Annotated in this window: 15 protein-coding genes; 10 read left to right on the forward strand and 5 right to left on the reverse strand. The window is 48.2% G+C overall.

Annotation, left to right across the window (positions count from 1 at the left end; all coding sequences use genetic code 11):
* Window positions 1-188: 188 nt before the first annotated feature.
* Entirely contained in the window at window positions 189-773 is a 585-nt protein-coding gene (locus CRP01_RS21805) for a Crp/Fnr family transcriptional regulator (protein ID WP_099152234.1), read from the forward strand.
* A gap of 320 nt (window positions 774-1,093) precedes the next feature.
* On the forward strand, window positions 1,094-1,633 hold the full coding sequence (locus CRP01_RS21815) for a YceI family protein (protein ID WP_099152236.1): 540 nt from the start codon (window positions 1,094-1,096) through the stop codon (window positions 1,631-1,633).
* A gap of 405 nt (window positions 1,634-2,038) precedes the next feature.
* Here CRP01_RS21815 and CRP01_RS21820 read toward each other — a convergent pair whose 3' ends face one another.
* From CRP01_RS21820 to CRP01_RS21830, 3 genes are all read right to left on the reverse strand, one after another.
* A complete protein-coding gene (locus tag CRP01_RS21820) occupies window positions 2,039-2,467 on the reverse strand; it encodes a hypothetical protein (protein ID WP_099152237.1) in 429 nt (142 codons plus the stop codon).
* A gap of 2 nt (window positions 2,468-2,469) precedes the next feature.
* Window positions 2,470-3,888: a sodium:solute symporter family protein gene (locus CRP01_RS21825; RefSeq protein ID WP_099152238.1), complete on the reverse strand. Its 1,419-nt coding sequence runs from the start codon at window positions 3,886-3,888 to the stop codon at window positions 2,470-2,472.
* A gap of 63 nt (window positions 3,889-3,951) precedes the next feature.
* Window positions 3,952-5,682 carry a M14 family zinc carboxypeptidase gene (locus tag CRP01_RS21830; RefSeq protein WP_143473482.1) on the reverse strand — a complete coding sequence of 577 codons (1,731 nt, stop codon included), beginning with the start codon at window positions 5,680-5,682 and terminating at the stop codon, window positions 3,952-3,954.
* Between the two features lie 372 nt (window positions 5,683-6,054).
* On the opposite strand from CRP01_RS21830, the gene CRP01_RS21835 reads away from it, so the two are divergent.
* Window positions 6,055-9,135 (forward strand): hypothetical protein, encoded by a 3,081-nt coding sequence (locus tag CRP01_RS21835; RefSeq protein ID WP_233752731.1) that lies wholly within the window; start codon window positions 6,055-6,057, stop codon window positions 9,133-9,135.
* A gap of 573 nt (window positions 9,136-9,708) precedes the next feature.
* Here CRP01_RS21835 and CRP01_RS21840 read toward each other — a convergent pair.
* A complete protein-coding gene (locus CRP01_RS21840) occupies window positions 9,709-10,338 on the reverse strand; it encodes a response regulator transcription factor (protein ID WP_099152239.1) in 630 nt (209 codons plus the stop codon).
* 512 nt (window positions 10,339-10,850) lie between these two features.
* Between CRP01_RS21840 and CRP01_RS42390 the strand changes: the two genes are divergently transcribed.
* From CRP01_RS42390 to CRP01_RS21860, 4 genes are all read left to right on the forward strand, one after another.
* The gene (locus CRP01_RS42390; protein WP_170110485.1) at window positions 10,851-12,311 is read left to right on the forward strand and encodes a glucosaminidase domain-containing protein; all 1,461 of its coding nucleotides are present in this window, start codon (window positions 10,851-10,853) and stop codon (window positions 12,309-12,311) included.
* Between the two features lie 99 nt (window positions 12,312-12,410).
* The gene (locus tag CRP01_RS21850; RefSeq protein ID WP_143473483.1) at window positions 12,411-13,136 is read left to right on the forward strand and encodes an outer membrane beta-barrel protein; all 726 of its coding nucleotides are present in this window, start codon (window positions 12,411-12,413) and stop codon (window positions 13,134-13,136) included.
* A gap of 187 nt (window positions 13,137-13,323) precedes the next feature.
* Window positions 13,324-14,400, forward strand: a complete 1,077-nt coding sequence (recA, locus tag CRP01_RS21855; protein ID WP_099152241.1) for a recombinase RecA — start codon at window positions 13,324-13,326, stop codon at window positions 14,398-14,400.
* A 327-nt stretch (window positions 14,401-14,727) separates the two neighbouring features.
* Complete coding sequence (locus tag CRP01_RS21860; RefSeq protein ID WP_099152242.1) at window positions 14,728-15,081, forward strand: 2TM domain-containing protein; 354 nt, start codon at window positions 14,728-14,730, stop codon at window positions 15,079-15,081.
* A gap of 26 nt (window positions 15,082-15,107) precedes the next feature.
* On the opposite strand, the gene CRP01_RS21865 is transcribed toward CRP01_RS21860, so the two are convergent.
* Window positions 15,108-15,410: a cyclic nucleotide-binding domain-containing protein gene (locus CRP01_RS21865; protein ID WP_099152243.1), complete on the reverse strand. Its 303-nt coding sequence runs from the start codon at window positions 15,408-15,410 to the stop codon at window positions 15,108-15,110.
* Between the two features lie 445 nt (window positions 15,411-15,855).
* On the opposite strand from CRP01_RS21865, the gene CRP01_RS21870 reads away from it, so the two are divergent.
* The 3 genes from CRP01_RS21870 (at window position 15,856) to CRP01_RS21880 (ending at window position 20,080) form a co-directional block, all read left to right on the forward strand.
* Complete coding sequence (locus CRP01_RS21870) at window positions 15,856-16,311, forward strand: hypothetical protein (RefSeq protein WP_143473484.1); 456 nt, start codon at window positions 15,856-15,858, stop codon at window positions 16,309-16,311.
* Between the two features lie 59 nt (window positions 16,312-16,370).
* Entirely contained in the window at window positions 16,371-19,484 is a 3,114-nt protein-coding gene (locus tag CRP01_RS21875; protein ID WP_099152245.1) for a M4 family metallopeptidase, read from the forward strand.
* 71 nt (window positions 19,485-19,555) lie between these two features.
* Window positions 19,556-20,080: a GNAT family N-acetyltransferase gene (locus CRP01_RS21880; RefSeq protein WP_099152246.1), complete on the forward strand. Its 525-nt coding sequence runs from the start codon at window positions 19,556-19,558 to the stop codon at window positions 20,078-20,080.
* Window positions 20,081-20,159: the final 79 nt, after the last annotated feature.

Consider the following 20,159-nt stretch of genomic DNA (forward strand, 5'->3'; position numbering starts at 1 on the left):
TAGCAGACCAGAGGCTACACCTGTTGAATTGTATGCAGTAATCGAAACACTTAAAGGTAGGGGTTTACGAAGTATTTAATGAATGGCAGGTCGGCACATTCCGGGGTTTTGTCTATCCGGAAGTCGAAAAAAACTGTCTAAAGCGCTATTTTGTCCCTGAGTAAGCATTCCTGTTTTCAACTTTTGCCATGAGTCCGGAAGAGATCCAGAAGAATTTACGGCGTTATATCAACATCAGCCTGGAAGAAGCTGAGCAATTTCTTTCCCTCTTCGAAACCGTACGCTATAAAAACCGAAAAGTGGTAGTGGAAAGCGGAGACTACTGCCGGTATTTTTTTCTGGTGGAGGAGGGATGTCTGATGACCTATTACACCGATGGCAACGGTTTTGAACATGTCCTGCAGTTCGCAACCCATATGTGGTGGTCCGGCGACCTGCCCAGTTTGATGAATAACGTTCCTTCCGCTTATTCCATCAAAGCGATCGGAGATACCAGCTTGCTCCAGATCTCCAAACCGAACCTAGATCGTCTTTACCGGGAGCTTCCCAAATTCGAAAGGTACTATCGCATCATTTTTCAAAATGCTCTGGTGGCTCACCAGAGGCGGATCATTCAAAATATCGCCTACACAGCCGAAGAAAGGTACCTGCAGTTTCGCGAAGCTTATCCGCAGGTGGAACTTTTAGTCCCCCAAAAATACATTGCTTCCTACCTGGGTATTACGCCCGAGTTTCTCAGCAAGATCCGCCGGCGTTTATCAAATCGGAAATAATTCATTTTCAATTTGGTTTCGGACAACCTGCGGTGATCCGACAAGAAGGCATCGCACATGAAGGTCAAAAGCCTTCCTTTTTCGGCATCAACTAAATTTTTCCGGTTTGGAAAATCCTCTTTTCTCGCATTTTCCATTTTTTCTTAATCTAGTTCAATGTATATACATCTATTTCACTCTTAACTTTGTTGTATACAAAGCGACTGATGATCAGGTGCGCAAACAAATTCAAAAAATTACTGTTGTTGAAGTAATTACATGTATACACATCGGATTTGGTCGCTTACACCAATTTTTGCTCAATAAAAAACCAAAATATTATGTCTAACGCACAAGCTGTTGCCCAAAAATGGGCCATCGATCCCGCCCACACCGAAGTACAATTTAAAGTGAAACACCTGGTGATCTCTACCGTTACCGGATCTTTCACCAGTTTTAGCGGAGAAGTAGTCTCCGAAAACGAAGATTTTGACGGCGCCAAAGTAAACTTCGCTATTGACGTAGATAGCATTGATACCCGCTCTACCGACAGAGACAATCACCTGAAGTCCGATGACTTTTTCGCAGCCGAAAAGCACCCACAGATCAAATTCGACGGCATTTTGTCTAAATCCGGTGGTGATTACAGTCTGATCGGCGATCTGACCATTCGCGAAACGACCAAAAAAGTAGAGTTCGACGTAGACTATAACGGAACCGTAAAAGATCCCTGGGGAAACAGCAAAGCCGGATTTGAGATCAACGGCAAACTGAACCGCAAAGACTACGGTCTGACCTGGAATACCGTTACCGAAGCCGGTGGAATGCTGGTTGGAGAAGAAGTGAAACTGGATATCAGCGTTCAGCTGACACCAGCCTAATACCTCAAGAAATATTGTCCTCAAAAGGGCTGCATCTCTGTGATGCGGCCCTTTTTGTTTTCCTCCTGGCGGTATCAATACCTACCCGATAAAACTACTGTTTAGATACCGGTTTCCACAGGCAGACCAGTGCTCCGGTTGGTGGAGTCAGCAGGGAAAAATCGCAATATGGTGGTGGTTGTAATTAGGTTAACTGGACAGGAACGCTACTTCTGAAATCGACTGTTTTTTTCTTCGGTAAAGTCTATTTTGCGGCCTAGATTGATGAAGAGATAAATGATTCCGAGAAAGAGCGTGTAGGTAAAGGTGGCAGTCATGTAGTTCCATTTAGTGGCTAATCAAAAGGGATTATTTGTTATAAACGCGATTAGAGGATTAGTTCTTACAAATTACGCTAAAAAACCTTCAGTCTAAAAGCAGGAAGAGGATCAAACATAATAGCACATCTATTTTCCAGAACGACTCCACCAGCTGCTTCACTTCCTTATTCTGATAAAAAAAGGCCATAAATTTCATCAGCGATTTAACGTTCCGCTTAAAATAGATGTAGGCCGCAAGGTAGACCAATAGCACGATCCCAAGGCTTTGCAGGCTAAAGACCCGCCAGATAAAAAACACTTTTTGTAAGGCAATGATATTGAGGCTGAGCACCAGAGACGTGATAAAGAGCGCAAGTTGATTTAGAGATATTTTCAGCGGATTGACCAGAAAACCGAGGTATTTACCACTACGGGTCAAACAGATAAAGAACAGGCCTTTGACCGCAATTATCAGTATTTTCTTTACCAGAGGTACATTTTCTTTTTTGCCGGGATTTTCATCAACTTCGGCCATTCTTATTGTTTTTGCTGACGTAATTTAAGTATTTCCCGGTACTTGTCGGCACCGTCTCCCGGCCAGCCCAGGCTACCGATCAACATCCCGGCGAAACTCGCGATCCCCCCTACCAGAATGGGAGGAATCGGTCCACCGGCCATCTCTGCGATGATCCAGGCCACCATACCCAATACGATCGATAAAATAGCTCCCATATCGGAGGCCCGTTTCCAGTAAAGGCCCATGGTGAGCGGTACGAAAAGAGAAACCAAACTCAGGGTGGAAGACTGCGCTACCAGATCGTAAATATTCGTTTTAAGGGTAGCCATAAAAGCGCTGCAAACGGCCACCCCCACTACTGCCAGACGCATAATTTGCAGCAGGCGGGCATCGTCCATATCTTTAAAATTCGGCCGGATGATATTTTCCCCGATCACGGTCGCCGGAGCCAGGATCGCACCGGAAGTGGTACTCAAAATGGCCGACAACAAGGCTCCGAAAAACAGGATCTGCAGGAGCATATTACCGTGTTGGAGGACCATCTGCGGAATGACCATCTGGGCATCACCTTCCTGAAGTTCCGGATACAGCAACTTACTACAAACACCGATAAATAAGGGGATCAGACCAATGCTCAAATACATAAAGCCCCCCAGATAGGAAGCCCGGACTGCGGTCTTTTCGCTTTTGGCGGCCATTACCCGCTGGAAAACATCCTGCTGGGGAATACTGCCCAGGCCGATAGTGATCCAGGCCGCTACATAGGCCAGTATGGATTCGAGATCACCCTCCGGTAAGAAATGAAAAAAATCATCCGGCATTTGGGCCAGTACGGTCTGTACACCGCCGAGCTGACCGCTAAGTTGAAAGGCCAGGAAGAGCAGGCCGGCTAGGATCATGAAAGTCTGCACAAAATCCGTGATGGATACCGCCCACATACCCCCAATGTAAGTGTAGAATAGAACCACCACCGTACAGATGGCGATCCCGGTGAATACGGAAACGCCGGCGATTACATTCAGTACGATAGCCATCGCCACGAGTTGGGCGGCGATCCAGCCGAAGTAAGAAGGTACAATGATGATGGAAGTGATCAGTTCCGTGCGGCGGCTAAACCGCAGGCGGAAAAAGTCATTAAAGGTGATAATGTTCATCCGGTATAAAGGGCGGGCAAAGAACAAGCCAACCAGGATGAGGCACAGCGCCGCTCCGAAAGGGTCTTCTACCACGCCGATCAAGCCGTGTTCTACAAATTCTGAAGGTGCACCCATGATCGTTTCCGAACCGAACCAGGTCGCGAACAGCGCACTACCCGCCAGCAGTAACGGCAGGTTTTGACCGGCGATCACAAAGTCCCGGGTTGTCTTCACCTTTCTGGAGGCCCACCAGCCGATGGCCAGCGTAAAAAGCAGATATACAACGATGAAAGTGAGTAGCATGAAACTTGGTTTAGTCCAGGTTATACATCATCAGAGAACAGCACCGTTCACAGTTAGCTTGAATCATTCTCCCAACTCTGACACACCGATAACGGGCAGATGGATACCCGGTTTCATTCTCCCGACCGGATACAACTTATAGGTCGGCTCGTAGTAAGGTGAATTTTCGTAGATGAAATTGAGTTGGGCTCGCGCCGAATTTGCGAATTCACTATCCTCCTTTCTTTTGGTATCCAACTTGTTTTTCAGATCCGGGTGCTCATCCAGATAATCCGCAGCCAGATCCTCGAATACATAGGAGGAAAAATGTTCTTTCTGCATCAGGATGCCATCGAAGAAATTCCAGGCAAAATAGGAGTCTGCGCCCTGGGGTTCGAGTACTTCCACCAGAAAGCGATCCGCCGGCTGGCCGGTGAACACCACATAATCTCCGGCGTGGAACTGCCGTTCCAAATGTTCCGTACGCACCTGCACCTGAGAGTGCATGTAATGCCCTTCGTAGGGTGAGCGGGACGTCTGATATTCTTCAATGTAGTAAAACTCCGCATCTACCGCCAGGTCTTCCGTAAGCTGATGGATCCTGACCCCGTTCCAATGCAAACGTTCCAGCACTTCCCGGTAAGCCTGGGGAATGATATAGGCGCTGGGTTTCTCTACCGTCTGGGTCGCTTTGTAATAATTGAAATGAGGGATCTGCTTTTCAAAAGGTTTATTTCGGTCGTAGTACAGGCGATCCAGTCCGGATATGGCACTCTTTTTATAACCCGCCTCGTACCCTTTGAAGGTGATGGTATCACTGCGTTCCTGATCGAGTTGCCAGTTGACGGCAAACTGCTTCTGGGTACGGGCCGCCTGAAAAGCGCGGCCCCGCAGATCCCTGATCTTATTTCCATCCCGGTTCAATACCTGGATCATGGCGTCCATAAAGGCGTAGACACTCGCTACGCGATCCGCGAACGGTTTCAGCATATGCGTTTCCGGCATGAAGGAGATCGTATGGTGCAGTGCTGCGTAACCCGATGAATACCGTGCCAGGTCCAGAAAACCGGCGATCCCTTCGTCCGGGATGGAACGGGCGTAGACATAAGGCGTCATATCCCAACCTCTCTGCGCCACTCCTTCGTAAAGCTGGGGCAGCATATCCTCCTGCAGATATTGGGCCAATACGGGCGACAGCTTATTGTGTTGAGTGGGGATCAGCGTGATGGTATACTGGTAGTCCGCTCCGTTGGAGGTATGATTGTCAATAAATATATCCGGCTGCCAATAATTGAAGATCTGATTGAAAGTACGGGCGTTGCGGGTATCGCATTTGATAAAATCCCGGTTGAGGTCCAGGTTTTTGGCATTACCGCGAAAACCGTGTTCTTCCGGTCCAAGTTGATTGGCCCGACTGTAGGCGCCGCGATTGAGACCGCCGCCGATATTATAGTACGGAATGACCACGATCACCACTTCTTTGAGCAAGTCCGCTTTACTTTGATCGTGCAGATAATCCCGCAGCAATTGCATACTGGCTTCCACGCCACAAGGTTCTCCCGGGTGGATCGCATTGTTTACCAGCAAAATACTTTTACCGGCCTGCTTCAATTGTACTGGATCAAAAATGCCATCTATAGAGAGTACCACCGTATGCAGCGGGTGTCCGCTATCCGTGCTTCCGTGGGGGCTCAGCAGGACCTGTTTTGGAAAGGCAGCAGCCAGCTTCCGGTAAAAATCGATGGTCTCTCCGTAGGTAGCCGTAACATTCTTATTCCGGTCAAAAGGAATACTGAGGTCGGGAGACTGGGCCATGATCGCAGAGGTTGAATAAAGGCTGGAAATACATAACAAACAAAGGAAAAGCTTTCGGTAAACAACAGGGAAAACCGAAAAGCTGCGGAAAATATGGATAGCCATGGATCGCTAGGTTTGGTCAATAGAATCAGACCAACCAAATGTAACTCAGCTTATCCGGATTTCAATATTTTTTAAAAACTATATCCCGGCGCATTTCATCGTCTCCCCTAACTGCTTTGACCCCTAAGAGAAGGAAAATGAGACCAAACCGGCCGATTTAAGAACCTTTTAACGAGAAATCTAAAAATTTAACGCACTGATAACCATTGTCATGTGTTAATATAGTGTCTATCAATTTGAAATTTTTAACCAGGAAATAATAACCGAATGAAACTATTGCGATGGGGACTGGCCATGGCCTGCTTACTGATCCTGGGGGTGAGTAACGTTCAGGCCCAATACTTCGGCCGCAATAAACCCAACTACGAAAACTTCGATTTTAAAGTCTATCAGACCCCCAACTTCGAGATCTACCACTACCTGAAAAATCAGGAGGTGTTGGATCGTCTGGCAAATGATGCTGAACAATGGTATCTGTTACACCAAAACGTACTAAAGGATACTATTGTAAAACGCAATCCACTCCTTTTTTATAACAACCACGCAGATTTTCAGCAAACTAACGCTATCAGCGGCTCCATTGGTGTCGGTACGGGTGGTGTTACGGAAGCCTTCAAAAACCGGGTAGTGATGCCTCTGGCGATGAGTAACCAACAAACGCACCACGTATTGGGGCACGAGATGGTTCACGCTTTCCAGTATAATATGATTATCCGTGGAGATTCTACCAGCCTGCAGAACCTGGGCAACCTACCCCTGTGGATGGTGGAAGGCTTAGCTGAATATATGTCAATCGGTCGCGTCGACCCGCATACCGCCATGTGGATGCGTGATGCCGTGATCAATGATGATATTCCCAGCCTGAAAGATCTCAACAATTTCGGGAAATACTTCCCGTACCGTTACGGTCAGGTATTCTGGTCGTTCCTTACCGGCCTCATGGGAGATGAAATTATCGAACCTTTCTTCCTGGGTGTTGCCCGGGACGGATTTGATCGTACCTCTATCCGCCTGCTGGGTATGAAGGAAAAAGACCTCTCCAAACTTTGGGTCGAATCCTTCAAAAAACACTTCAGTACTTACCTGAATGACGAACAGACCGGTGTGATCGGTAAAGCCGTGATTACGGATGAGAATGGTGGCCGACTGAATATTTCTCCGGAGATCAGTCCTAATGGTCGATACGTGATCTTCCTTTCCGAAAAGGACCTATTCTCAACGGACCTCTTCCTGGCCGATGTGCGCTCCGGAAAGATCATCCGGAAAGTAGCCAGTGCCAGCCGGGACGGCCACATTGATGACTTCAGTTATATTGAGTCTTCCGGTACCTGGTCGCCCAACAGCCGAGAATTTGCTTTCGTCGGTATCAGTAAAGGAGACAACATCCTGATCATTAAGGATGTGGAATCCGGCAAAACGGTGAAAGAAGTACGCCTGAAGGAAGTACCTGCATTTTCTAACCCGGCCTGGAGCCCGGACGGAGACAACATCGTGGTCACCGGACTGGTTGACGGTCAGGTTGACCTGTATGCCTACAATGTAAAAACGAACAAGGTAACCCAGATTACCAATGATAATTATTCGGAAATGCATCCGAGCTGGTCAGCCGACGGAAAGAAGCTGATCTTCTCTACCGACGCCTTGAGTCAGCAACGCGGACGGACCGACGGTAAATGGCATTTTAATATTGCCTCGCTCGATGTAGTTTCCGGAATGGCAACGAATTACGACGTGTTTGCCGGTGCGGATAACCTGAACCCGCTGGAAGATCCCGATGGAAACATCGTTTTCCTTTCCAATCGCGATGGTTTCCGGAACCTCTATCGCCTCGAACCGTCTTCCGGGCAGGTGTACCAACTGACCAACCTGAAAACCGGTGTTAGTGGTATTACTCACTTTGCTCCGGCCATCAGTATTGATCGCAACAGGAATCGCTTGTTGTATACCCACTTCAGTGACGGTAGCTATAAAGTATACGTAGCTCGTCCGGAAGATTTCCTCAACAAGTCAGTAGATCCGGCGGACGTAGACATGACGCCGGCCAAACTGATCACGCTGAATAAACAGGCGCCTCTGCTGGTGAACAAGCAGCTCGCTCAGATCGACCGGATCGAAGATATTCCGGAATCTGAATTCAAGCAGATCGATTACAAACCTAAATTCAAACTGGACTATATCGGCGGTGGTGCCGGTGTAGGGGTGGGTACCAGCAATACTTTTGGTACGAATTCCGGTGCAGCCGGTGGCGTTGATGCCCTTTTCAGTGACATTCTCGGTAATAACCAGTTTTTTACCAGCTTATCGCTGAACGGTGAGATCACCGACTTTGGTGGTGCGGCAGCCTATATCAACCGCAATCATCGGATCACTTACGGTGCTTCTTTGTCGCATCTGCCTTACCGTAGTTTCTTCCTCGGCAATTCCGGTCTCGATGTTCTGGAAGCCAACGGTGGAGACTTCCAGGTCATTGCGGATACTTTTTACATCCGGCGTTTGTTCGAACAGAAGGCCAGTGTATTTGCCGCTTACCCGCTTTCGACTACGATGCGATTTGAGGCTAATGCATCCGCTTCCCGCTACAGTTCCAGACTGGACCAGTACGTAAATTACTACCAGCCTTTTGCCGTGGGTGGCCAGCAATTTGTAAGAGGTAACTACATTAACCAGGAAAGAGAAAAAGTGGACAGTGGCGACGGTTTCGGCCTCTATACGGTTGGTGCCGCCATGGTAGGCGACAATGCCTCCTTTGGTCTGACCGCTCCGCTTAACGGTCAGCGCTACCGTTTAGGATTTGATCGTTATCTAGGTGAGTTTAATTTTACCGGTGTAACTGCCGACTACCGTAAATATCAGTTCCTGAAACCAGTGAGTCTGGCTTTCCGGGCGATGCACTATGGTCGCTACGGCGGCAATAGTGAAGATCTTTTCCCACTTTACCTGGGTAGCCCATGGTACATTCGCGGTCTGAACTCTCAGAATGCAGTTGAGATCTTTGCCCGCAACAACCGTAGTTTTGACGAACTGGTAGGTAGTAAGATCCTCGTGGGTAACTTTGAGGTACGGATGCCGTTTACCGGTCCCGAACAGATCGCCTTGATCAAATCCGGACTGTTGCTTTCGGACCTGAACCTCTTTGTCGACGCCGGTGTAGCCTGGTACGATTTCGATCAGTTCAAGGGTTCCGGTGAGTTACCCGGACGGTTTGTCAACGCCAAACCGATCGTAACGACCGGCGTGTCTCTGAGGGTTAACCTCTTCGGTGCAATGATCGTCGAACCGTATTACGCCCGCCCGCTGATGCAGGATTCCAAATGGGTATTCGGTGTAAACTTTGTACCCGGCTGGTAATCAACAGCTAATATCACTCCATTCCGGGAGTGTTCACATAATGAAAACGGAGATGTCAGGGCTTCTGACATCTCCGTTTTTTTATAAAAAATCCACTTAGCAATATGTAGCCTTGGTAAATTGCGCAGATCAGTTTACATTTGGTTCACATATTCTGACGTAGGAACAAAAAAAAAGTTGTCGCATTTCCATGCGACAACAAAATTGGATTAGTATGAAAAAAACTCTCACTAGTTCCTAAGTTATCTTGACTTCGGACTTATTCATGACTGGATAAGTCCGATTTCTTTTCTACTCCATGCCTTTCCTGCTACGCTTTTCAATACTTCATCAGGCATATAATCTCTCATCTGCTTATGGCTGCAAGATAGTAGCTAATTTGCCTCTCTACAACCACACATCTGGGTAGTTTATTGTTAAAATTTGTTAATTTGTAAAAATCTGAATTTCAAATTATTGAATACAAAAACATCCTCAGACTGCACTTTTGCACTGAGGTCCCAGAGCGATTATCACCGGACGCTTCAGAAGAGAATTACCGGCAGATTTACCGATAATTTTTTCGCTTGTACTCTATGAGACCATCCCCATACGAGTAGCTTTTATTACGGCTTCGTGCCTGGAGTTGACCCGAAGCTTTTTATAAATATTCTTCAAATGAAATCTTACCGTGTTTGGACTAACGAAAAGGGCCCGGGCAATATCCTTGTAATTCTGTCCCTCACACAGGAGGTTCAGCACATCCTTTTCCCGGCGGGAAAGCGAGGACATCGGGCTTTGCTGATCACTAAAATAGGAAACCACTTTACGCGCTACCGGTCGGCTCATCGGAGCTCCACCCCGTTCCACCTCGCGTAATGCATCGAGCAGTTCGGAAGGGAAGATGCTTTTGGTCAGATAACCAAAGGCGCCGGCCTTAAATGCTTGAAAGATGTATCGATCATCCGTAAGATGGGTATGGACGATGATATTGATATCGGGAAGGTCCCGTTTCAGAGCACGGATTACATCGACCCCGTTATCTTCCTGCGGGAAGTCGATATCCATTAATACAACATCGGGCGGTTGTTCGTTGATGGCTGCGAGAGCCGTTGGCATGTCGGCAAAAGTGCCCGTACAAGTGAAACCGTCCGTACTGTCGAGCAAATGCTCCAAACCGTCCCTGATGTCCCTGTGGGCATCAACGATTGCTACGGCGATCATTAATTTTCGATTAGTCGGGTGAAAAAATATTGGCTTCTTGGGTCGGTTTAGTTTTTTATAGAAATCACAGTCTCGTAATACTAAAGACTCGTCTCATTTTAAATAGTTGCACCGCAATATCCTTTTATTTTGAAAAAATCGAAACTTTTACGGCTCAACAATAGACGAATCACAAAAAACAGTCTATCAAATGTAACGTAATTAAATCTCAAATGTCCCCTGAGCATTCACTGGTTCTGGTCTAAAGACAGATAGCCGACAAAATTCCGCCCGAAATCCGGCAACACCTCTTAATAAACCTTAACTTCTTCGGCACAAAAGCCTGCTTCCGATCGCCTGGCGTTAAAAAAATAATAATTCACTGTAGCGAATGCAAACATCCAGTAGGTTTTACGTTTTAATGGTAACCTGCGGTATCGGCCGGGTATTATCTATTGTATTTACATTACCTGACCAGCGGTACTGCTCACCAATTACCGTTTTACTAACACTGAACCCCCAAAGTCTTTATTATGATCAGTAAGCATTTATTTCTACTCATTTCCGGCATATTTCTCGGTTTGGTCCCGGTCGCCTTACAGGCACAGACCCCGGAGCACCTTAAGTATATCGATGAATTCAAGGATATCGCTATCCGCGAGATGGAACGCGCCGGCATACCCGCCAGTATCAAACTGGCTCAGGGAATTCTCGAATCCAATGCCGGGCAGAGCTATCTGGCCCGTCGCGCCAACAACCACTTCGGCATCAAATGCGGTGACAACTGGAATGGGCGCACCATCTACCGCAAGGACGATGACTACAACGCTCAGGGTAAGCTGGTAGAATCCTGCTTCCGCGCTTACCGCACGGTAGAAGCTGGTTATGTAGCGCATTCCGAGTTTCTCCGCGATCCCCGCAAAAACTATCGCTACGGCTTTTTATTTCAACTGGATCCTACGGATTATCGCCGCTGGGCCTACGGTCTGAAAAAAGCCGGCTACGCCACCAGCGCCACTTATCCCGAAAAACTGATCGATATCATCGAACGCTATCAGTTGCACCAGTACGATATGATGTCCACCATTGATCTGGAAAACCCGGGCAGCGAACTGATCGCCGGGGTGATCATGCAGACCAATGACGTAAAATACACCCTGGCCACTCCGGAAGAGACCGTAGCGGATATTGCCGCCCGGACGGATGTTGCCCTGCGTAAGCTGATCGATTATAACGAACACCTGACCAACGGGAACCAACTACTGAACGACGGTGAAAAAATATACCTGCAGAAAAAACGCAAATCCTACCGTGGCCGTCAGCAATACCATACCGTTTCGGCCGGCGAAAGCATGATGGACATTTCGAATCTATACGGTATCCGTCTGGATAAACTTTACGAACGCAACCGGATGGATCCCGGCCAGGAACCGGCCGTAAAAGCAGAGATCAAACTGCGGGGCGGTAAAGTGAAGTCCACTCCGAAACTGCGTCGCCCGGGTGAAGTGATCACGCTTCCGGATCCCGTGATCGTGGATGATGATGACGATTTCCTGGAGCCGGATACGGATGATCCCGTAACCGAAACACCACCGGTAGTAAGACTGAATCCCGACCCGGTGGTAACGCCCACTAAACCGCCGGTGGTATCCGTACCGCCCAAAACGGAGGACAAGAATGATCCTTTTGACGAGCCTTTCGGCAACGGTGAGATCACGCCACCCTCCACCGAAGATCCGGACCCGCTGCCACCGCCGGTAGTGATCACCCGGCCTCCGGTAGTAGATAACCCGGTACCGCCGGTAATAACCGATCCGGCACCGACCCGGCCGGCCCCCGAGCCGACCCCTTCGGCCAGCTACCATACGGTGGTGAAAGGGGATACGCTCTGGAACATTTCACAGCGCTACGGCCTGACCGTTGATCAGCTAAAGCAATTTAATAGCCTCAACTCCAACACCATTAGCGTTGGCCAGCAACTCCGGGTAAACTAGGGAGTGATCGTTGATAGCGTGGTTCTGCCGCTTGAGTGGCAGAACCACGCTATCAACGATCAAAATGCTTATCTTGCGGTGAAACACAATTCACTGTATATGAAAAAGTGCTTTTTACTGATCTTCGGCCTGTTTGCGGTAACCCTCGGTATGAGTCAGAGTTCTGCTTTCGGCCTGAAAGGAGGCCTTACGATCGGGCTGCAGGAGTGGGGAGGATTTGAACAGGACCCGCTTTTGAAATACCACGGTATCGCCTTCATCGAATCTTACAACCCGGACGAACCCTTTGCGGTTTTTGCCCAGGCCGGGTTCCACCGAAAGGGCAGTGCTATTCGCAACCGGAACTATCGCGATCCCAATTCTACCGGTTTTGTCCGCCCACCCGCCCGCGAATTTATTTTCAACAATTTGTCTTTAACGCTGGGCGCCAAACAAAAATTCCTGCTCTCCGGTAATACCCAATGGTACTGGTTGCTGGGCGTCCGGGGTGACTACACCCTCGATACCAATCTCGATGAGTACAACGAGATCAATATGTTCTATCCGATCTATCCGCTAGATAGTGACATATTCATCCGCGATTTCAACTACGGCATCACCTTTGGAGCGGGCCTCGACCTGCCGGTGGCCGACCTGATGGGCATCCTGCTCGAATTTTCCGTCAATCCAGATCTTTCCTATCAATACGTGCAACCGGCCATCGGAAACGTTGTTGATCCTTATACCGGCGGTACCCGTACCATCAACGAACGCCGTATCCGTAACCTGACCTTTGAAGTAACCCTGGGCTTCCGCTTCCTGCGATTGGTAGAGTATATCGATTAATCACTGGAAAGCAAGGTGGGTGCCTGCATTTTAGCCGGCGGATGAAAATTCGTCAACGGCATGCCTCTCCTGCACACCTAATAGTATATAAATAAAAAGCGTTGGAAAACTTGCACAATGCTAACAAAAAATTTATATTTGCTAAACATTTTAACAAAAAGTTGAATCACCTCTTAAATTTCTAAATATGGCAGCGGATAAGGACGCCAAAATGAAAGCGCTTCAACTCACCATCGACCGGCTGGATAAGACCTATGGTAAAGGTACCATCATGCGGTTAGGTGATAAGCAAACTGTAGAAGTAGAAACCATCCCCACTGGTTCTTTAGGCCTGGATATCGCCCTCGGTGTACACGGTTACCCCAAAGGCCGGATTGTAGAGATCTACGGTCCGGAATCTTCCGGTAAAACCACTCTGGCGATCCACGCAATTGCCGAATGTCAGAAAAGAGGAGGGATTGCTGCTTTCGTGGATGCGGAGCACGCTTTTGATCGTTTTTACGCCGAGCATCTCGGTGTAGATACCGCTAATCTGCTGATCTCTCAGCCGGATAACGGTGAGCAGGCCCTGGAAATCGCCGAGAACCTGATCCGTTCCGGCGCAGTAGACATCCTGGTAGTTGACTCTGTCGCCGCACTGGTACCCCGTAGTGAGATCGAAGGCGAGATGGGCGATTCCAAGATGGGATTACAGGCCCGACTGATGTCCCAGGCTATGCGGAAGCTGACTGGTACCATCGGCCGTACGGGTTGCTGCTGTATTTTCATCAACCAGCTACGCGAAAAGATCGGCGTGATGTTTGGTAATCCCGAGACTACCACCGGTGGTAACGCGCTGAAGTTTTACGCTTCTATGCGTTTGGACATTCGTCGCTCCGGCTCTGCTCTTAAGGACAAAGAAGGTAATGTAGTCGGTAACCACGTGAAAGTGAAAGTTGTGAAAAACAAACTGGCTCCTCCTTTCCGGATCGCCGAGTTTGATATCATGTTCGGAGAAGGTATTTCCAAAGTAGGCGAGATCATCGACCTGGGTGTGGATCACGATATTATCCAAAAAAGTGGTGCCTGGTATGCCTACGATGATGCCAAGATCGCGCAGGGGCGTGATGCCGCCAAACAATTCCTGCTCGATAATCCGGAAGTAGCGGATGAGATCGAGAAGAAAGTTAAAGCTAAGATCGCCGGACTCATGAATCCGGAAGAAGAAGATACCAAGAAAAAGGATAAGTCGAAAGCCAATGGAGTGGCTACGGCTGAAAAATAAAGAAGCAATCTGCAACTACGACGATAGTTATAAGTTTAAGCTAACGATCCCGGAATCTTCCTGCGAAGATTTCGGGATTTTTTTTGGTCACACTATTCCCGATACTCTCCTAAGGAACCTTCCCACGCTTCCCATTCCTTCTAGGTTCCACCGTATTTTCCTAGGAGTCGGTCGATAAAAGTGGTCATTTTGTGCTTTTGGATGCAATTTGTGAAGGTATTAGCAATTTTCGCGTCAGTTGGTTATTTCCTATTAAAGTGTTTTAAAATGTGGGATTTCCAGTCTGACCATCCATAAAACCGGAATCTTCCGTATAAATCAAAAATTATGTGTCAGCGCAATCAGGATCGTTACAGTAGAAGAAAACAGGCTTCAGAAAAAATAAAGTTCTATCGTCATCTGCGCTCTTTTATCATTTTTAATATCATCATGGCCGGCCTCTGGGTAGCAGGCAGCGGACTTGCCGGACTTTGGGCCATTGCCCGTATCTGGGGGATCTTTGTCGCCGTTCACTACATTAAGGTAAACGGATTACCCGGTACCAAAGGGTGGCTCAGCAAAGACTGGGAAGACTGGATGGAAGCGAGAGAAAAACGCCGTTGGGATAACGAACCCGAAACCATCGTAGACGAACCTTTCGAAATGAAACAACCCCAGTGGCGGGAAAGAGACCTGGTGTAAGAGTCAGTTAATATCTTAAACATACTCTAAGCGTTCTCAGCTACCGCCTCATCGCCGTATATATGCTGGTGAGAATCGATTGACCTTTTAGCCGGGATCTTGGCCATATTCCGCCAGATAATCATTCGCTGCTCGGTGTCAAAATTTCCGGCTGCCCCACCGCCTGAACGGTATTGCTCCAGTATGTAGACCATTTCGCCGAAGATATCGTCGTTGAAAAGCAGGTCGATGGAAAGACCATCGCCCTGTACTTCACCCAATCCTTCGCGGATGATCCCAACGCATTTGCCACTGTCTTTTTTCGCGATCAATAGATCGCCTTCCGGCACTTTACTTTCATAGTATTTTTGGGGATCTTATCGAGCTCTTTTCACTCAGTCTCTGAGTGACGGGCCAATGATCCTCCTGTTCCAGCAGATTCATATCATACAATGAAGTTCCCATCTCAGTTGCTCCATTTACCCGGATGAGGCTTAGGTTACGATTACAAGTGCATTCGGAGTCTGCTTTTCTCAAGTTAGAAAATATTTAAAAGTTTGCTTTCGTTTTAATTTACCTATCCAAAAGCTCTTTACTGCTTACGATTCGCCCGTCACCATAAAATGGAAAAAACCAGCCGCATAGAAAGCACTTAAGTACCGTTTGCTAGGTTCAAAAAACTGCATTTCAGATGTCGCTCATCCAACAGTAAAGCATTTTTTCCGCTATTCATCATAATTCACCTACATTTGGAATTGTTCTTTAAGTTATACCGGCTACTCTAAACCACTGCTTATGATTAGAAAGACATCCACTTTGATCGGCCTGATCGGGCTCCTTATGGTAAGTTGCAAAACTTACACTCCGAATAATCTACCCGATCACCATTTGCATTTCGGAAAAGGCGGTGGCTTTACCGGCATGACCACCGAATACATGCTACTCAGAAACGGTCAGCTCTTCGTCCGTGAGGGGCGGGCCGGCTCGGGAGAATGGCGGGAAATGGAAAAAGTGGAAAAAGCCGCGGCTAAAGACTTGTACAGAACCTGGGAAAATGATGACCTGTTTAAGGTAGATGTGCGGGAACCCGGAAACCTTTACTATTTCATGACTATGAAAAAAGATACTGCAGAGTTCCGACAAAGCTGGGGAGCCAGTGGTTATCAGCCGGACGAATCGCTTAAATCGTTCTACGGCCGCGCCATGGATCTGATCAGGACCGCAGAGTCGAAACCGGATACGCGAAATTGATCTTTCGGAAACCAATAATTGAAAACCCAATACCATAAAATCGCCTTAATTATCTGCTAATGAAAACTTTCACGCTTCGTTATTTCGCACTGTGTGGTCTGCTGTTCAGTACCGTCCTGCTGGCCGCCCAGATAAAACCCCACCTGGACCTCGTTAAAAAAAATACAGGGCCGGCACACCGTCTGGAAGATATGCGTATTCAGCCTTTTCAGCCGGCAATCCCCACTACGGCCAGACCCTTTGACATTACGGATTTCCAGTACAGAACACTTCCCCACCCTGTGCTACAAAAAAACACCAACGCCAGTATTAAGATCCAATATACCGATCGCAGCGGAACTCCGGCGGCCATTTACGGCGAGACTTCCGAAGCCCGTGCAGTAAGAGATACCGAACAAAAGATCTTTGTGCAGCTAAAAGCACTACGAGAATATCTCCGGATCGAAAACCCGGGACAGGAGTTTCGGATCGTTTCCCGCCAGGAAGGAAAAAATGGATATGTACACTATAAGCTGCAGCAATATCTGGAAGATGTACCCGTCTACGGTGGCGAACTTACGATCCACCTCAGAGATAATGAGATCGAGTTATTAAACGGTTCTTCCTACCCAACGCCAAAAATTTCCCGCGTGGCGCCGGCTTACTCAGTCGAAAAAGCCCAACAAAAAGCCATGCTGGAAGCCCGAAAGATCACACCGGAGCAAAAATTGACCAAATTCCAACAGGAAGTTATGGGTCTACAAACCTTCCAATCAGAGCTTTTCATCCACTACCCGGATGGTCCCCAGGGAGCAGCCAGGTTGGTTTGGCGGGTAGAGGTAGTACCCAATGTATACCACCGTGAGGCTTACTTCATCGACGCCCATACCGGCGATGTGCTCCGCCACCAAAGTCTGCTTTGCAAAGCGCATTCGGCTGAATTGCCTTTTAACGGGCCCGCCGTAGGCACCGCCACGGACCTATTAGGTCAGAACCGGACGATCAATTCCTACGAGATCGGCGGCACCTACCTGATGATCGATGCCAGCCGTCCTATGTTTAATTCCAGCCTACAGTTTGACCCGGCCGACCCACGAGGTGTGATCTGGACCCTGGATGCAGAAGACCAGACCCCAATTGAAAACGATAGCTTCTCAGTTGCCCAGATCCTCGGCAACTCGCCCAATGACTGGGACAGCCCCATTGCGGTTTCGGCTCATTATAATGCCGGGCAGGCTTATGAGTATTTTCGGTCTACTTTTGGGCGGAATTCGATCAACGGCCGGGGTGGTACGATCGTTTCCATCATAAATGTAACCGATGAAGACAGCACCAGTCTGGAAAATGCCTTCTGGAGTGGCTCTGCTATGTTCTACGGCAACGGGGGAGATGTTTTCCAGCCGCTGGCCCGCGCTCTGGACGTAGCCGGGCACGAAATGTCCCACGGTGTGGTACAGACTACGGCCAATCTCGAATACCTCTCCCAATCCGGAGCCTTGAACGAATCTTTTGCGGACATTTTCGGAGCCATGATCGACCGGGACAACTGGCAGATCGGAGAGGACATCGTCAGCACGAATTTTTTTCCCAGCGGCGCGCTACGGGATCTTTCGAATCCACACAACGGCACGAACAATCCCAACCAGCATTTCTGGCAACCCGAACACATGGATGAGTATGTCGATCTGCCCGAAACCGAAGAAGGCGATAACGGCGGCGTTCACATCAACAGCGGAATTCCCAATCGGGCCTACTACCTGTTTGCTACCGCAGTGGGCAAAGATGTTGCCGAGCAGGTTTATTACAATGCACTGGACAATTACCTGACCCGCTTTGCGCAGTTTTCCGACCTCCGCATTTCCGTACTGGCCTCCGCTGGAGAGTTGTACAACAATTCGGTCGTTCAGGCGGCTGCCTCCGCCTTCGACCAGGTTGGCATCACGGAAGAGGAGGCATCCGAAGAACCCGAAGACGTACAGATCAACCCCGGTAACCAGGTAGTACTTTTTGCCTCCGGAAATCGCCAGGCCCTTAACCTATACAACTACAACGGAGAACCTATTTCAGAACCCTTTATAGATGAGAATGTGATCAGCAAGCCCAGTGTTTCGGATGATGGGTCCATTATTTTGTTTGTAGATAATGATCAGAATATTCAGTTGATTGAAATTGACTGGCTGGGCGGTACTTACACTCAATTGGCATTGACCGACGACGGTAGATGGCGCACTGCAGCTATCTCTAAAGACGGACGTTTACTCGCGGCACTGACGGATGATTTTGACGACCAACTGTATATATATCGTTTAGATACGGGAGACGGCAGGGCTTACACGCTGGACAATCCAACTACTGCCGAAGGTATTTCTACGGGAACAGTCGCCTATGCGGACATTCTGGAATGGGGTTTAAACGGTAGTTCGGTCATGTACGACGCAAAATCCACCATCTCCAAAGTAGACGGTACCATTGAATTCTGGGATATCGGTTTTATCGATGTCTGGGACCCCAATACTGATAATTTTGGGAGTGGCTATATTACCAAGTTATTCACCGGTCTTCCCGAAGGTGTAAGTGTTGGCAACCCTACTTTTTCTAAAAACTCCCCTTTCATTATTGCATTAGATTACATTGATGAAACCGAAGGAACTTATTCCATGATCGGGGTAAATGTAGTGACTGGTGAAACCGGGCATATCTTTAATAATAGTGATCTGAGTTTTCCGAATTACTCCGTAGATGATAGCGAAATAATCTTTGATGGATTCAATAGTTCCGGCAACCGGGTACTCGGCCGAATCGCCCTGGCTTCCGACAAGATCAATAGAGATGGCGATGCGTTCATTTTTATAAGCGGTGAATCGGGCGCGCGCTGGGGCATCGTATTTGCCACGGGTGATCGGGAACTGAGTACCGACACGGAAGAACTGGAGATCCAAGCCGCCGGTTTAAAAGCATATCCCAATCCGGTACAAGATCAATTACAGATCGAGCTGGAAAGTCCGGCCGCGGAAATGACCAGTATCCGCCTATTCGATCCACTGGGCCGCAATGTATACTCCCAACAGGAGATGCTGAGTACCGGCTTACAAAAGCTGAGTTTGCCCCTCGGGAATCTTTCTCCCGGAAATTATGTTCTGGATATCCGACAGTCCAATCGCCGCTGGGTAGAACGGATCGTCAAACTAAGATAACTACGGCAGGCAGTCCATAGATCATCGAAGCGTTGAAGGAAGATCCTGCCGGTACACCTAAAACTATTCTGATGATTTTTGAAACTGAACGCCTGATCATTCGCGAGCTTGATCCGGCTGATATCGAAGCTTTTCACGATATGCAGGGCAACCCGAGGGTCATGCGCCACGTCGGTGGCAAGGCCATGAGTCTTGAGGAAAACCAGACCGACCTGAAAGAAGTGATCGACGCCTATTCCAAACCCGACAATGATTTTTGGGTTTGGGCCGTCATCCGAAAAACAGATCACGAATTTTTGGGCACCTGCGCACTGATCGTTAACGACGAACAAGAAAACGAGATCGGCTTCCGCTTCCGGGAAAAATATTGGGGCAACGGTTACGGACAGGAAGTAACCGTTGCTCTTCTCCGGTACGGTCTGCAAGCGCTGGCAAAAGTCTCGATCGTAGCCTACGTAGATAAAGAAAATACCGCTTCGGTGAAGATTCTGGAGCGAAATATGGATTTCGTAAAAGAATTTTTCAACGATGCAGAAAATTGTGTGGACCGAAAGTATGTGCTGCATGCTGTATCCATAAACCAGACCGACCAGTAACCGGAAGCGGTTTGATTCCCGGCTCCGGCAGGGAGTAATTGCAAACAGCTTCCAAAATTTGTTTATTATTGGCGGATCA

The organism is Flavilitoribacter nigricans DSM 23189 = NBRC 102662 (genome assembly GCF_002646595.1).
Lineage (GTDB): Bacteria > Bacteroidota > Bacteroidia > Chitinophagales > Saprospiraceae > Flavilitoribacter > Flavilitoribacter nigricans.